The organism is Xanthomonas albilineans, from assembly GCF_009931595.1.
GTDB lineage: Bacteria > Pseudomonadota > Gammaproteobacteria > Xanthomonadales > Xanthomonadaceae > Xanthomonas_A > Xanthomonas_A albilineans.
Genome location: NZ_CP046570.1, coordinates 437,678 through 451,082 on the forward strand (window position 1 = coordinate 437,678; position 13,405 = coordinate 451,082).

Consider the following 13,405-nt stretch of genomic DNA (forward strand, 5'->3'; position numbering starts at 1 on the left):
CCCATGCACGGGAGAGGGGGCGGTTATGGCGATATCGGACGAGTCGGTGCGGTGAGCGCCGACGAGACGATGCCGTGCAGGTGCGCGGCCAACGCCTTGCGATCGCTGCCGGGCGCCAGTGCGATCGGCGTGTGGAAGGTCACCCGTACCACTGCGCCGGACATGCGCAGGAACTGCATTACGTGTGCGCCGGCCTGCATCGCGCCGTAGAACGCATAGGCATCGCGATTGCCGCCTTGTGCCAGCGGCTGCCCGTCCACGCTGCGCAGCTCCATTGTGAACGGTTGCAAGGTCCAGCGCGGCGTGTTCGTGTCCGCGTCCAGGAACAGCGAAAATAGGCTGGATTTGAACGGCGCCACGTGCTCGCCGGAGGAGGTGGTGCCCTCGGCGAATAGCACCAGGTCATGGTCCGGGCGCAGTTGCGCGGCGACGGCGGTGGCGACGGCGGCCGCATCCTGTCGACGGCGGCTGATGAACACGGTTTGCGCCATTGCGCCGATGTGGCGCATGCCGGGCCAGCGTTCCATGTCGTTCTTGGCGATGAAGCGTGTGCGCAGCAGGCTGCCCAACACGACGATGTCGAAGTGGGAGAGGTGGTTGCCGACGAACAAGGTACCGCCAGCAGCGCGTGGTTGGCCGATGACCTCGACGCGAAGACGCAGCGCCTGGCGCAGGCAGGTGAACCACAGCCGCGGCAGCACGAATGCGCCGCGTCCACGGATGAAGCGCATCAGCAGCCATTGCAGCGGCATCAGCAGCAGGCAGGCCAGGATGCAGGCGGCGAGCTTGACGACGATGCGCAGACGGTTGACGAGGGCATTTGCGGTAGGGTGTGGCGGAGCGGTTGCGGGCATGGGCACGTGGATGAAGGAGGCGGTCGGTCGCGCACGACTGCGGCGATGGTAGTCGATACCGCTGGTCTTGGTTCGTTCGATGGCCAGCGTGCTGGAGCGAGCGTCGCGTCCTCGCTCCGGTGCGTTGCTACTGTCGTGGCCCTGCCCGGCGTGAGGCCGATGGCGCTTTTATCGCAATGCTGGACTAAGCGCATGGAGACCGCTCGCCGCACAGTCGCGTTGCCGCGACGCTGGCATCGCAAGCGCTATTTGGCACTCTCAGGCGGCAGCCCCTGTTTCATACTGACGGGCAGCACACGCGCATCCCGCGCGCACCAGCGCGACTGACGTCAAGCTCGCAGCCGCTAGCTGTGGCGCTAGCGGCATAGGATCGGTCCAGGTGTCGCGCGAACGTTAGGGCCCGCAGGTCTGCCCGGGCGCCCCGTATCACTGGATCGTGCAGAATGTGGCGTAATGGTCGGCGGAGTAGTAACGCTGCTCGATCGCCTTTTTCTTTTTGCCATCGGTGACGAGGAACACCAGCCGATACGTCCCGGCCTGATCGTTCTGAGGGAGCCTTGCCTTGCCTTCATAATAGGTCTGCCCGTTTCCGGACTTGGGCAAGCGTCCTTCGTTGTTGCCGAACACCTGCACGTCCAACTGTGCGTTACCACAAGCGGCGATCGGGCTGGGCATGGTGAGGCAATACGCCATGTCGCGACTGGCATCGCGGATGTAATTAGGCAAGATGCTGCAGTGCGTTGGAGATTGATACGCCTGTACATGGGTGGAAACGAATAAGGCCGCAAGCAGCGCAAATTTAATCGAGTGAGACATGAAACACTCCTTGGCAGATGGATCGGATGGCCGTGGATGCGGGAGGTGCATCGCGCCGACGCACCGACTATGCGCATGCGCGCCGTCAATGCCCATCGGTCGAAACCTGATCTGCTTTCGTCGCAGTAGATTGCAACGAGGTGCCGGAGGTTTTGTTCGCCACTCTATAGTGTGGCGAACGAAACAACTGCTTCATCCTCATGTACCCACCGTACACTGCGGTTCCTGTGCGCTGTCCGCGCCGGTCCGACAGTGACTCGGGATGTTTTGTTGTTAACTCTTAGCGCAGCATTTCGGTAAAGGCGCGATCGGCTTCGATCACCTCGGGCAGGGCGGCGAACAATGCGTCCAGGTCCACCTCTTGCAACAGTGGTCCGGTCACCGCTTGGCGTGCTTCATCGGTCGCGCTGCCGTAGTGCCTCAAGGCGTCGGCGACCAGTGCGGCTTGTGCCACCACACGTGGCATCGGTTCGCCTTGCGGCGCTTGCAGCGGGCGTGCCTGATAGGCGATGGCGGCCTGGATCACCTGCGGCAACTGCCAGCGCCGCGCCAGCTCCGCGCCCACTTCCGGATAGCCAAAGCCCAGTTGGACGGTTTCGTCGGCGGCACGACCGCTGGACGATGCGTCCGGATGCAGCTGTGCGGCATAGCTCGGTGCGCCGGTCTGGATCAGTAGTTCGCCGATGTTGTGCATCATCCCGCAGGTGAAGGCGGTTTCCGGATCCAGGCCCTTCTGCCTTGCCAGTAGCCGGCAGATCCCGGCCACCTCGAAGCTGTGCAGCCAAAACCCGCGCAGGTCGAAATGCGGGGGGGCCTTGAATGCGCCGGTCATCGACGAGGCCAGCACCAGCGTGCGCAGGGTGTTGAAGCCCAGGCGCAGCGCGGCGTCTTCCACCGTGGTCGAATCGCGTGCGCCACGAAAACGCGCCGAATTGGCCAGCCGCAGCACCTTGGCCGCGATCACCGGATCCCGCTCGATGTTGCGCGCTACCGCATCCAGGCTGGTGCCGGGGGAATCGAATTGCAGGATCAGGTCCTGCGCCACCTGGGGAATGGTCGGCAGGGTGTGCAACTGGTCGAACAGCGCCTCTAGTTTCATGAAAGCCTCAAAACGGAACGGGAAGCGGGCGCTGCCGGTTTGGGCGGCCGCGCCCGCCTGGTGGCGGAACTGGCGCATCCTAGACCGAATCGCTGTGGGCGGCGCGTGCATCGCCGCCGGAACCGCTCTGGCCGATGGTGTGCATGCCTCGCCGGCCTTAGAGTAGCTAAGAAAACGACGGCGTCGCCGCTGGACGGGCACGGGCAGTGCTCGGAATCCCCATGTCCCCCTGTACACGGCGGTTCCGGCGGGCTGTCCGCGCCCACCCGACAGCGCCTCGCGACGTTTTGTTAGCCACTCTTAGCCGGCTGGGCGCAGGCGCAGGGTGAGACCCTTGAGGAAGTTGCGCAGTAGCTGATCGCCGCATAGGCGGAAATTCTTGTGCTCCGGTTGCCGAAACAGCGCCGATAGCTCCGGCTTGGATACCGGCAAGCCAGCGGAGTAGAAGATCTGGTGCATGTCTAAGTCCTTGAGTTGAAACGTCACCCGCAGCTTCTTCAGCACCACGTTATTGGTAATGTGCGTTTCCACCGGGCGCGGTGGCAGGCGCTCGTCGCGGCCACGGTAATGGAATACCAGCCCATCGAGGAAATGCGCCAGTACCGCATCGTGGCATTCGACGAAGCCTGCTTCGTCTTCTTTCTTCAGCCAGGCGGCAATCTGCGCTTTGTCGATAGGAAACACCGGGTCGGTGAGTTGCACGATGTCCACGATTTTTTGGTCGCTCAGATCGAGCATGTAACGGATAGAACGCAGAATGTCGTTGTTGAGCATGGTCGATTGGGGGAGTGCCGTTGTCTTCGGCGGGTTGTCTAGTCTAGAGCGTGCATTGAAGTGAGTGCGAAGCCAACTGGGGTGCGTCAAGATGTAAGCCGCTGTTTCGGCGCGCTTCAGGTGATGCACGATGCTGTCGGCATCGCGTTGTTGTGTAGCGTGATATGTTTGCAAATAGTCGTTTGCGATTTTTCGTTACTTTGTCCTGCTCCAGGTGATGCGCCTGATCCAGGGCGCGACATCTTCGGAGTCGGTAATGCGCGAGACTTACGATGTACTGGTGATCGGTGGTGGCATCAATGGCGTTGGCATCGCCCGCGATGCGGTGGGCCGGGGGCTGTCGGTGTGCCTGTGCGAGCGCGACGATCTGGCCGCGCATACTTCCAGCGCCAGCACCAAGCTGATCCACGGCGGGCTGCGCTATCTGGAACAGTACGAATTCGCTTTGGTCGGCAAGGCGCTGGCCGAGCGCGAGGTACTACTGCGACTGGCGCCGCACATCATCTGGCCGCTGCGCTTTCTGCTGCCGCACCAGCCGCATTTGCGCCCGGCGTGGATGCTCCGCGCGGGCCTGTTCCTGTACGACCATCTTGGTCGTGGTCGCCGCACCTTGCCGGGCTCGCGGCGTCTGGCGTTGCGCACGCATCCGGTGGGCGCACCGTTGCGCGAGGAGTTCCGTACGGGTTTCGTCTATTCCGACGCCTGGGTGCAGGATGCGCGGCTGGTGGTGCTCAATGCGATGGATGCGGCGCAACGCGGTGCACGTATCCTCACCCGTACCTGCTGCGTCAGTGCGCAGCGTGCGGACGGCGTGTGGCGCGTGGGGTTGCAGTTCGCGGACGGTCGCAGTGAGGAGGTGCAGGCGCGTGCGCTGGTCAATGCCGCCGGGCCGTGGGCGGTGCAGTTCCTGGATCAGGTGGCGCAGGTCGGGCACGACCATGCGTTGCGTCTGGTGAAGGGTAGCCATCTCGTGGTTCCACGGCTGTTCGACCATGACCATGCTTACATCTTCCAACAACCGGATCGGCGCATCGTGTTCGCCATTCCCTATGAACAGGACTACACCTTGATCGGCACCACCGATGTCGACTACCGCGCCGATCCGGACGCGCCGCGCATCGATGCGGAGGAAACGCACTATTTGTGCGCGGCGGCCAACCGGTATTTTCGCAAGCAGATCGCCCCGGACGATGTGGTGTGGAGCTACAGCGGCGTGCGCCCACTGCTCGACGATGCGCAGGACAACGCCGCCGAGGTCACCCGCGATTACCTGCTGGAACTGGACGCGCGCAATGGTGCCGCTTTGCTCAATGTGTTCGGTGGCAAGCTCACCACCTACCGCAAGCTTGCCGAAGAAGCGGTGGACCGGTTAACCGCGCATGTCGGACGCAAGGCGCCGGCATGGACCGCGCATGGCGCGCCGTTGCCTGGCGGCGAGCGGGCCGATATCGACGTGCTCGCGCGCGAGTTGCGCGCGGCCCGGCCATGGCTGTCCGAGGCCACCGCACAGCGGCTGGCGCGCAATTACGGCACCCGTGCCAGCGCGTTGCTCGGCGCGGCGACCTCGCTGCAGCAACTGGGCGAGCATTTCGGTGCGGATCTGTACCAGGCGGAAGTGGATTATCTGTGCGAACACGAATGGGTGATCGAAGCCGACGACCTGTTGTGGCGACGCAGCAAGCTCGGCCTGCGCATCGATGCGAATGGCTGCCAGCGCCTGATTGCTTATCTGCAACAGGCCTCGGCCAGGCTGGCGACGGCGTAAACACCCATGACGTCGATGCCATCGTCGTCTCGGGATGGTGTGCGACGGCTGGTCACAATGGTCGTGCGTGCGGTTTCCGCCGTGGCGCATGCTTCTGGAGGCAACCGTGGAGGTTGGCAGCGATGAGCACATTGACAGACAGGACGCCGGCCATTGGGGAATTGCGCGCATGAACCGGCAACTGCTGGGTGAACTGATCTCCGAGGCGATCGCGATGCTGATCATCATCGCCTTCGGCTGCTCGGTGGCGTGCATGTATGTGCTGTACGATCCCAGTCCCTATCAGCATGCCTATTGGGGTGTGTGCATCGCCTGGGGGCTGGGGGTGACCATCGCGATCTACGTTACCGGCTCGGTGTCCGGCACCCATGCCAATCCGGCGGTGACGTTGGCATTGGCGCTCTTCCGTGGTTTTCCATGGCGCAAGGTACTGCCGTACTGCGCGGCGCAGGTGCTCGGTGCGTTTCTTGGCGCCGGCATTGTCTATCTGTTGTTCGCGCCGGTGATCGACCACTACAATCAGGTACAACAGTTGACCCGTGCCGGTGGCGGCGCGGCCGGCGTATTCTTCACCGCGCCGGGCTTGGCGATCACGCCGCTGCACGCGTTGTGCGATCAGGTGATTCTGACGGCGTTGTTGATATTCGGCATCTTCGCCATCACCGAGCGTTACAACGAAGCCGCGCCCGGCGCAAATTCCGGTGCATTGATCATCGGCTTGCTGGTGGCAACCATCGGTGCTTCGATGGGTTACCTGGAGGCGTGGGCGATCAACCCGGCGCGTGACCTCGGGCCGCGTCTGTTCGCCTATTTCGCTGGCTGGGATGCCTCGGCGTTTCCTGCCGCCGGCTATTACTGGTGGATCCCGATTGTCGGCCCGTTGATCGGTGGCGTGATCGGCGGTGCCGCGTACCAGACGTTGATTTACCCGTTTCTGCCGGCGAGGCTTAGGGAGCAGGAAGAAGACGTCGCTGTGCGCCGCAGTTAGCGTCCATGCCATTTCTCGCCGCGCGCCACATGCGCGATCCTTTCCCAGTCGGCGTCGCCATGCCGCGCGCCGCATCTCTCGCAGGAGTCACCGATGGAGAAGCAATTCATCCTGTCCATCGATCAAGGTACCACCAGTTCGCGCGCGATCCTGTTCGACCGCCATGGTCGCAGCGTCGGCATGGCCCAGCGCGAGTTCGCGCAGATCTTCCCGCAGCCGGGCTGGGTCGAGCACAACCCGCGCGAGATCATGACCAGCGTCTACACCACGATCACCGAGTTGTTGAACACCCATCAGTTGGACGCGAGCGCGATCGCCGGCATCGGCATCACCAACCAGCGCGAGACCGCGGTGGTGTGGGACCGTGCCACCGGCCAACCGATCTACAACGCCATCGTCTGGCAGTCGCGGCAGACCAAGGACATCTGCGAGCAGCTCAAGGCCGATGGCCACGAGGACATGGTGCGGGCCAAGACCGGGCTGCTGATCGATGCGTATTTTTCCGGCACCAAGATCAAGTGGATCCTCGACCATGTTGAGGGCGCGCGCTTGCGCGCGCAGCGCGGCGAGCTGGCGTTCGGCACCATCGACACTTGGCTGATCTGGAATCTCACCGGTGGCAAGGTGCATGTCACCGATTACACCAATGCTTCGCGCACCCTGCTGTACAACATTTATGCGCTGTGTTGGGACGAAGACCTGCTGCGAATGCTCGACATTCCTGCATCGATGTTGCCGCAGGTGCGCTCGTCCAGCGAAATCTACGGCAGCACGCAGGGCCAGTATTTTTACGGCCACGGGGTGCAGATCGCGGGCATCGCGGGTGATCAACAGGCGGCCTTGTTCGGTCAGGCCTGTTTCGAGCCGGGCATGGCGAAAAACACCTACGGCACCGGCTGTTTCATGCTGATGCACACTGGCGAGAAGGCGGTGGTGTCGAACAATGGCCTGCTCACCACCATCGCCTGGGGCGTGGACGGCAAGGTGGAATACGCGCTGGAGGGGGCGATCTTCGTCGCCGGCTCGGTGGTGCAATGGCTGCGCGATGGCCTGCGCATGTTCGGCAAAGCCAGCGATTCGCAGGCCTACGCCGAGCGTGCCGGCGACAACGACGGCGTGTACTTCGTGCCGGCCTTCGTCGGCCTGGGGGCACCGTACTGGCGCAGCGACATCCGTGGCGCGGTGTTTGGCCTGACCCGTGGGACCACCAAGGAACATTTCATTCGTGCCGCGATCGAGTCGATGGCCTACCAGACCCGCGACGTGTTGACGGCGATGCAGAACGATGCCGGTATCAAGTTGAAGGAACTACGCGCCGATGGCGGCGCGATCGCCAACGATTTCATGGCCCAGTTCCAGAGCGACATCCTTGACGTGCCGGTGTTGCGCCCGGAGGTGGCCGAGACCACCGCGTTGGGCGCTGCCTATCTGGCGGGCTTGGCGACGGGATTTTGGAAGGACCGTGCCGAGATCGCGCAGCACTGGGCGGTGGATCGCCGCTTCGAACCGACCATGCCGGCCGAGCGCCGCGAGGCGTTGTACGCGGGCTGGCAACAGGCGGTGGAGGCGACGATGGGTTTTCGTATTCGCTGATTTGGTGTGCGCTGTGTGCTGCTGCGATGCAGGGCCGGGCGATACGTTTCTCGCCGGCCTGTCGCGTCGCTCAGGGTGGGATCTGGATTGTTGCGATGCAGCGTGATTGTTTATTCGTGATTGCTATATTCATATACGAACAGCCGGCGGCGGCTGCCTGCTATGGCATTGCCGTGCGCTCTGGCCTTATCCGATCAAGCCCGACATGGGCGGAGGCGTGTCATGCGCAACACCAGCAGCAATCGCTCCCGGGGCGTCGGCGGGCGCTGCGCCGCGAGTGTTGGCCTGCGCGCAGGTGCATGCCAGTGAGCGCTGCGGCCGTCGAACAAGAGACCATCCCTGTCGCACAACGCGCGCTGGGGCGCAGTGGTGTGCACATCGCCACGCTCGGTTTCGGCGCCGCGCCGATCGGGAATCTGTATGCGGAAGTGGACGACGCAGTGGCGCTGGCCGCCGTTGCCGATGCGTATGTCGCCGGCATTCGCCATTTCGATACCGCGCCTTACTACGGCTATGGACTCAGCGAGCAGCGTCTGGGGCAGGGGCTGCGCGGCGTGCCGCGCGCCAGCTATACGCTTTCGACCAAGGTCGGGCGCTGTATCTACGACGATGCCGCGGCTGCGATCGGGTGCGAGGGTTTCGCCGTGGCCGGGCGCCGCGCCGAGTTCGACTACAGTCGCGACGGCGTGCTGCGTGCGTTCGAGTCCAGTTTGCAGCGGCTCGCCACCGACCACATCGATGTTCTGCTGCTGCACGACATCGGTGGCCTGACCCATGGCGAGGCACACGCGGCGATGTTGCGGCAAGCGCTGGACGAGGCGTTGCCGACGATGGCGGAGCTCAAGTCCCAAGGGGCCTGTCGCGCGATCGGCATCGGTGTCAACGAAGAAGACGTCGCGGTGGAACTGCTGCCATTGTTTCCGCTCGACTGCGTGATGTTGGCGGGCCGCTACACCCTGCTGGAACAACACGCCGCGCAACGGATCATGGCGCAGGCAGTGCAGCAGCAGGTCGGCATTCTGGTCGCCGGACCATACAGTTCGGGTCTACTGAGCGATGCGAGTGGCCCTGGGAAGACCTACAATTACGCGCCAGTGGATTCGGCCACCCTACGGCATGCGCAGCGCCTATTCGCCGCCTGCGCGGCGTGGGGCGTGGACGTGGGTGCGGCGGCGCTGCAGTTCCCGCTCGCGCATCCGGCGGTCAGTAGCGTGGTGGCCGGTATGCGCACGCCCGCGGAGGTGAGCAGCGCCGCGACGCGCTTACGCACGCCGATCCCTGCCTCGCTGTGGCAGGACTTGCACGACCAGGGACTGCTACAAGGGCCGGTGCCGACGCTGTGCGAATGATCGATGCGCATGTGCATTTCTGGTCGTTGGCGCGTGGCGATTATGTTTGGCTGACGCCGGCGCTGGGTGCGCTTTACCGCGACTGTGGCCCGGAGCATCTGCTCGATACGCTGGATGCCCACGGCGTGTCCACGGTGGTCGCGGTGCAGGCGGCGCAGACCGAGGCCGAGACACGGTATTTACTGCAATTGGCGCGTGCGCAACCGCGCATCGTTGGCGTGGTTGGGTGGGTGGATTTCGAGGCCGCCGATGCCGCCGCGCGCATCGGCGCGTTGTGCGCGGAGGGCGGCGGTCTGCTCAAGGGGCTGCGACCGATGGTGCAGGATCTGGACGATCCGCAGTGGCTCGCACGGCCGAAATTGGACGCGGCGTTCGATACGGTGTTGCAGCACGACCTCGCCTTCGATGCGCTGATCCGCCCACAGCACTTGCCTGCCCTGTTGGCGCGCTTGCAACGCCATCCGACCTTGCGCGTGGCGCTGGATCATGCAGCCAAGCCGATGATCGGTGGCTCCGGCTTCGATGCCTGGGCCGATGGTCTGGCAAAGTTGGCGCAATATCCGGGAGTGGTGTGCAAGTTGTCCGGTTTGCTCACCGAGTTGCCGGCCGATGTCGCCGCCGATAGCGCTGGGCTGGAGCCCTACGTGGCACAACTGTTCGCCAACTTCGGCCCCCAGCGGGTGATGTGGGGCAGTGACTGGCCGGTGCTGACCCAGCGTGCCGACTACGGTACGTGGATCACGCTGGCGCAGGCGCTGGTCGCTGGCTATGCCGCCGGCCATGCCGATGCCGTGTTTGCCTCCACCGCGCAGCGTTTTTATCGTCTGTCCGATCCGATTGTTTCCCCCACGACCAGGAGTACTGCAGCATGACCATGTCATTGTTCATCCCCGGGATCCGCGCATGAGCGGCCGGTTGCAAGGTAAGCGGTGCCTGATGACCGCCGCCGGCGCCGGCATCGGCCGCGAAAGCGCACTGGCCTGTGCGCGCGAAGGCGCGCAGGTGTTGGCCACCGACATCGATAGCGCGGCGCTGCAGCGCCTAGCTGCCGAGTCCAGCGCGATCACCACCCAGGTACTCGATGTCACCGACGCCGACGCGATCCAGGCGCTGGTGGCGGCGCATCCGACCTTCGATGTGTTGTTCAATTGCGCCGGCTACGTGCACCAGGGCAGCATCCTGGAATGCGACGCGTCCGCCTGGCGGCGTTCGTTCGCGATCAACGTCGATGCAATGTACTACCTGTGCCAGGCGGTGTTGCCGGGCATGTTGGCGCAGGGGCGCGGCAGCATCGTCAACATGTCCTCGGTGGCGTCCAGCATCAAGGGCGTGCCCAACCGCTTCGTTTACGGGGCGACCAAGGCCGCGGTGATCGGCCTGAGCAAGGCCATCGCCGCCGACTACGTCGCCAAGGGCGTGCGCTGCAACGCGATCTGCCCGGGCACCATCAAGACGCCATCGCTGGGCGAGCGTGTCAAGGCGTTGGGTGGCGACGAGCAGGCGGTGTGGAAGAGTTTCACCGACCGCCAGCCGATGGGCCGTCTGGGCGACCCGCGCGAAATTGCGCAGTTGGTGGTCTATCTGGCTTCTGACGAATCTTCCTTCACCACTGGCCAGACCCACATCATCGATGGCGGCTGGTCCAACTGATTTCCTTTCTGCATAGGACACCTGCATGAAACTCGTACGCATTGGTTCCCCAGGCCAGGAAATCCCCGGCTTGATCGATGGTGAAGGCCGCATCCGCGATCTGCGCGGTGTGATCGACGATGTCGCCGGCGAGCACCTCACCCGTGCCGGCCTGGATAAGCTGCGCGCGCTGGATGTCGCGACGTTGCCGATCATCGACGGCGCGCCGCGTTACGGCGCGGCGGTTGGCCGCATCGGCAAGTTCATCTGCGTCGGCCTGAACTATGCCGACCATGCCGCCGAATCCGGCATGGAAGTGCCCAAGATGCCGATCCTGTTTATGAAGGCCACCACGGCGGTGTGCGGCCCCAACGACACGGTGATCATCCCGCGCGGCTCGGTGAAGAGCGATTGGGAGGTGGAACTGGGCGTGGTGATCGGCGATGTGGCGCGCGATGTCAGCGTGGAACAGGCGCTGGATCACGTCGCTGGCTATGCGGTGATCAACGATCTGTCCGAGCGCGAATTCCAACTTGAGCACGGCGGCCAGTGGGTCAAGGGCAAGAGTGCCGACACGTTCGGCCCGATCGGCCCATGGTTGGTCACCCGCGATGAGATCCCCGACCCGCAGAACCTGTCGATGTGGTTGGAGGTCAACGGCCACCGTTACCAGAACGGCAGCACCCGCACGATGGTGTTCGGCGTGGCCGAGCTGGTCAGTCACATCAGCCGCTACATGACGTTGATGCCGGGCGATGTGATCAGTACCGGTACGCCGCCGGGTGTCGGGCTGGGCCAGAAGCCGCCTGTTTACCTGAAGCCGGGCGACGTGATGGAACTGGGGATCGAAGGGCTGGGCCAGCAGCGCCAGGCCGTGGTCGCCCACCCGCGCGACGCCCGCTAACGCGGCTTGCTGCCCGACGCAGCGGGGAGCGTGCGGCGAAGGTTGCCTGCATTGTCGCAGGCGTGCGGTGATGCGATGCCATGTCGCTCGCTGGCGGGACACAACCTTCGCGCGTGCGCTCGCGCTGCGTTGTGCGGCGGCGCAGGTCGTGATGGCGTCGCCCGCTGGGGTGGGGCGTCGTGGCTGCACACTTTGCCGATGACTGGACTCGTCCAGCGTCGTTTTTCTGCCTTGTCGAGACCAGGATCCTCATGAGCAAAATCGTTGCGCTCGAAACCTTCGATGTGCGTTTTCCCACCTCGCGCGAACTGGATGGTTCCGATGCGATGAATCCGGATCCGGATTATTCGGCCGCCTATTTGTGCCTGCGCACCGACGCCGACGATGGGCTGGCCGGCTACGGCCTGGCCTTCACCATCGGTCGCGGCAACGACGTGCAGAGCGCGGCGGTGGCGGCGTTGGCGCACCATGTGGTGGGGCGTGACGTGGACGCGGTGATCGGCGACCTGGGCGGCTTCGCGCGCAGTCTCACCGATGATTCGCAACTGCGCTGGCTGGGCCCGGAGAAGGGCGTGATGCACATGGCCATCGGCGCCGTCGTCAACGCGGCCTGGGACATGGCTGCGCGCCGCGCCGGCAAGCCGCTGTGGCGCTATATCGCCGAGCTGTCGCCGGAACAGTTGGTGGCCGCCATCGATTTCCGCTATCTGACCGATGCGCTGACGCCGGACGAAGCGTTGGCGATGTTGCGCGCTGCCGAGCCTTCGCGCGCGGCGCGTATCCGCACCCTGCTCGAACAGGGCTATCCGGCCTATACCACCTCGCCAGGCTGGCTCGGTTATTCGGACGAAAAATTGGTGCGTCTGGCCAAGGAAGCAGTGGCCGACGGTTTTCGCACGATCAAGCTCAAGGTCGGCGCCAACGTGCAGGACGATATTCGCCGTTGCCGCCTGGCGCGCGCGGCGATCGGTCCGGACGTGGCGATGGCGGTGGACGCCAATCAGCGTTGGGACGTGGGCCCGGCGATTGCCTGGATGCGTCAGCTTGCCGAATTCGACATCGCTTGGATCGAGGAGCCGACCAGCCCCGACGACGTGCTCGGCCACGCCGCGATCCGTCGGGGCATCGCCCCGGTGCCGGTGTCCACGGGCGAGCACACCCAAAACCGGGTGGTGTTCAAACAGTTGCTGCAAGCCGGCGCGGTGGATTTGATCCAGATCGACGCCGCACGCGTGGGCGGGGTCAACGAGAATCTGGCGATCCTGCTGCTGGCGGCGAAGTTCGGCGTGCGCGTGTTCCCTCATGCCGGCGGTGTGGGGCTGTGCGAGTTGGTGCAGCATCTGGCGATGGCCGACTTTGTCGCCATCACCGGCAAGATGGAGGACCGTGCGATCGAGTTCGTCGATCATCTGCACCAGCACTTCGTCGATCCGGTGCGGATCGTGCATGGCCGTTATCTGGCGCCGACGCTGCCGGGTTTTTCCGCGCAGATGCATGCCTCGTCGGTGGACCAGTTCCTGTATCCGGATGGCCCGTTCTGGAGCGCGGATCTGGCCGCGCAGCGCGCTTAGCGCGCAACAGATCCGTGGAGAGCGCTTGCCTGCCTGTGCGCAAGCGCTCTGCGGTGCTGGTGT

The 13,405-nt window shown here is 64.3% G+C and carries 12 protein-coding genes and 2 other RNA genes; 10 read left to right on the forward strand and 4 right to left on the reverse strand.

Annotated elements, in window-relative coordinates:
- Positions 1–23: 23 nt before the first annotated feature.
- Together XaFJ1_RS01850 and XaFJ1_RS01855 are read right to left on the reverse strand one after the other, a co-directional pair.
- Entirely contained in the window at positions 24–803 is a 780-nt protein-coding gene (locus XaFJ1_RS01850) for a lysophospholipid acyltransferase family protein (RefSeq protein WP_080931579.1), read from the reverse strand.
- A gap of 477 nt (positions 804–1,280) precedes the next feature.
- A complete protein-coding gene (locus XaFJ1_RS01855) occupies positions 1,281–1,670 on the reverse strand; it encodes a ribonuclease domain-containing protein (protein WP_012914989.1) in 390 nt (129 codons plus the stop codon).
- 200 nt (positions 1,671–1,870) lie between these two features.
- Between XaFJ1_RS01855 and XaFJ1_RS01860 the strand changes: the two genes are divergently transcribed.
- Positions 1,871–1,946, forward strand: a non-coding RNA gene (locus XaFJ1_RS01860) — sX9 sRNA.
- Positions 1,947–1,950: 4 nt separating this feature from the next.
- Here XaFJ1_RS01860 and XaFJ1_RS01865 read toward each other — a convergent pair.
- On the reverse strand, positions 1,951–2,769 hold the full coding sequence (locus XaFJ1_RS01865; protein ID WP_045757168.1) for an HDOD domain-containing protein: 819 nt from the start codon (positions 2,767–2,769) through the stop codon (positions 1,951–1,953).
- Between the two features lie 221 nt (positions 2,770–2,990).
- On the opposite strand from XaFJ1_RS01865, the gene XaFJ1_RS01870 reads away from it, so the two are divergent.
- Positions 2,991–3,065, forward strand: a non-coding RNA gene (locus XaFJ1_RS01870) — sX9 sRNA.
- Between the two features lie 4 nt (positions 3,066–3,069).
- Here XaFJ1_RS01870 and XaFJ1_RS01875 read toward each other — a convergent pair.
- Positions 3,070–3,543 carry a YehS family protein gene (locus XaFJ1_RS01875; protein ID WP_012914991.1) on the reverse strand — a complete coding sequence of 158 codons (474 nt, stop codon included), beginning with the start codon at positions 3,541–3,543 and terminating at the stop codon, positions 3,070–3,072.
- A 256-nt stretch (positions 3,544–3,799) separates the two neighbouring features.
- On the opposite strand from XaFJ1_RS01875, the gene glpD reads away from it, so the two are divergent.
- The 8 genes from glpD to XaFJ1_RS01915 all read left to right on the forward strand — a co-directional run bounded on the left by glpD (position 3,800) and on the right by XaFJ1_RS01915 (position 13,342).
- Entirely contained in the window at positions 3,800–5,308 is a 1,509-nt protein-coding gene (gene glpD, locus XaFJ1_RS01880; protein WP_012914992.1) for a glycerol-3-phosphate dehydrogenase, read from the forward strand.
- Between the two features lie 169 nt (positions 5,309–5,477).
- Positions 5,478–6,296, forward strand: a complete 819-nt coding sequence (locus XaFJ1_RS01885) for an MIP/aquaporin family protein (RefSeq protein ID WP_012914993.1) — start codon at positions 5,478–5,480, stop codon at positions 6,294–6,296.
- A 93-nt stretch (positions 6,297–6,389) separates the two neighbouring features.
- The gene (gene glpK / locus XaFJ1_RS01890) at positions 6,390–7,889 is read left to right on the forward strand and encodes a glycerol kinase GlpK (RefSeq protein ID WP_012914994.1); all 1,500 of its coding nucleotides are present in this window, start codon (positions 6,390–6,392) and stop codon (positions 7,887–7,889) included.
- Positions 7,890–8,188: 299 nt separating this feature from the next.
- Positions 8,189–9,238, forward strand: a complete 1,050-nt coding sequence (locus XaFJ1_RS01895; RefSeq protein WP_045756705.1) for an aldo/keto reductase — start codon at positions 8,189–8,191, stop codon at positions 9,236–9,238.
- A complete protein-coding gene (locus XaFJ1_RS01900) occupies positions 9,235–10,110 on the forward strand; it encodes an amidohydrolase family protein (protein ID WP_045756706.1) in 876 nt (291 codons plus the stop codon). The genes XaFJ1_RS01895 and XaFJ1_RS01900 overlap by 4 nt, the downstream gene beginning before the upstream one ends.
- 31 nt (positions 10,111–10,141) lie before the next feature.
- Positions 10,142–10,888: an SDR family oxidoreductase gene (locus XaFJ1_RS01905; protein WP_012914997.1), complete on the forward strand. Its 747-nt coding sequence runs from the start codon at positions 10,142–10,144 to the stop codon at positions 10,886–10,888.
- Positions 10,889–10,913: 25 nt separating this feature from the next.
- Positions 10,914–11,771, forward strand: coding sequence for a fumarylacetoacetate hydrolase family protein (locus tag XaFJ1_RS01910; RefSeq protein WP_012914998.1), 858 nt, complete (start codon positions 10,914–10,916; stop codon positions 11,769–11,771).
- A gap of 251 nt (positions 11,772–12,022) precedes the next feature.
- On the forward strand, positions 12,023–13,342 hold the full coding sequence (locus XaFJ1_RS01915) for an L-fuconate dehydratase (protein ID WP_012914999.1): 1,320 nt from the start codon (positions 12,023–12,025) through the stop codon (positions 13,340–13,342).
- The last annotated feature ends 63 nt before the right edge of the window (positions 13,343–13,405 follow it).

Coding starts and splice junctions, on each gene's coding strand:
- XaFJ1_RS01855 (WP_012914989.1), bottom strand. CDS start 1,670: ATGTCTCACTCGATTAAATTTGCGCTGCTTGCGGCCTTATTCGTTTCC.
- XaFJ1_RS01865 (WP_045757168.1), bottom strand. CDS start 2,769: ATGAAACTAGAGGCGCTGTTCGACCAGTTGCACACCCTGCCGACCATT.
- XaFJ1_RS01875 (WP_012914991.1), bottom strand. CDS start 3,543: ATGCTCAACAACGACATTCTGCGTTCTATCCGTTACATGCTCGATCTG.
- glpD (WP_012914992.1), top strand. CDS start 3,800: ATGCGCGAGACTTACGATGTACTGGTGATCGGTGGTGGCATCAATGGC.
- XaFJ1_RS01885 (WP_012914993.1), top strand. CDS start 5,478: ATGAACCGGCAACTGCTGGGTGAACTGATCTCCGAGGCGATCGCGATG.
- glpK (WP_012914994.1), top strand. CDS start 6,390: ATGGAGAAGCAATTCATCCTGTCCATCGATCAAGGTACCACCAGTTCG.
- XaFJ1_RS01895 (WP_045756705.1), top strand. CDS start 8,189: ATGCCAGTGAGCGCTGCGGCCGTCGAACAAGAGACCATCCCTGTCGCA.
- XaFJ1_RS01900 (WP_045756706.1), top strand. CDS start 9,235: ATGATCGATGCGCATGTGCATTTCTGGTCGTTGGCGCGTGGCGATTAT.
- XaFJ1_RS01905 (WP_012914997.1), top strand. CDS start 10,142: ATGAGCGGCCGGTTGCAAGGTAAGCGGTGCCTGATGACCGCCGCCGGC.
- XaFJ1_RS01910 (WP_012914998.1), top strand. CDS start 10,914: ATGAAACTCGTACGCATTGGTTCCCCAGGCCAGGAAATCCCCGGCTTG.
- XaFJ1_RS01915 (WP_012914999.1), top strand. CDS start 12,023: ATGAGCAAAATCGTTGCGCTCGAAACCTTCGATGTGCGTTTTCCCACC.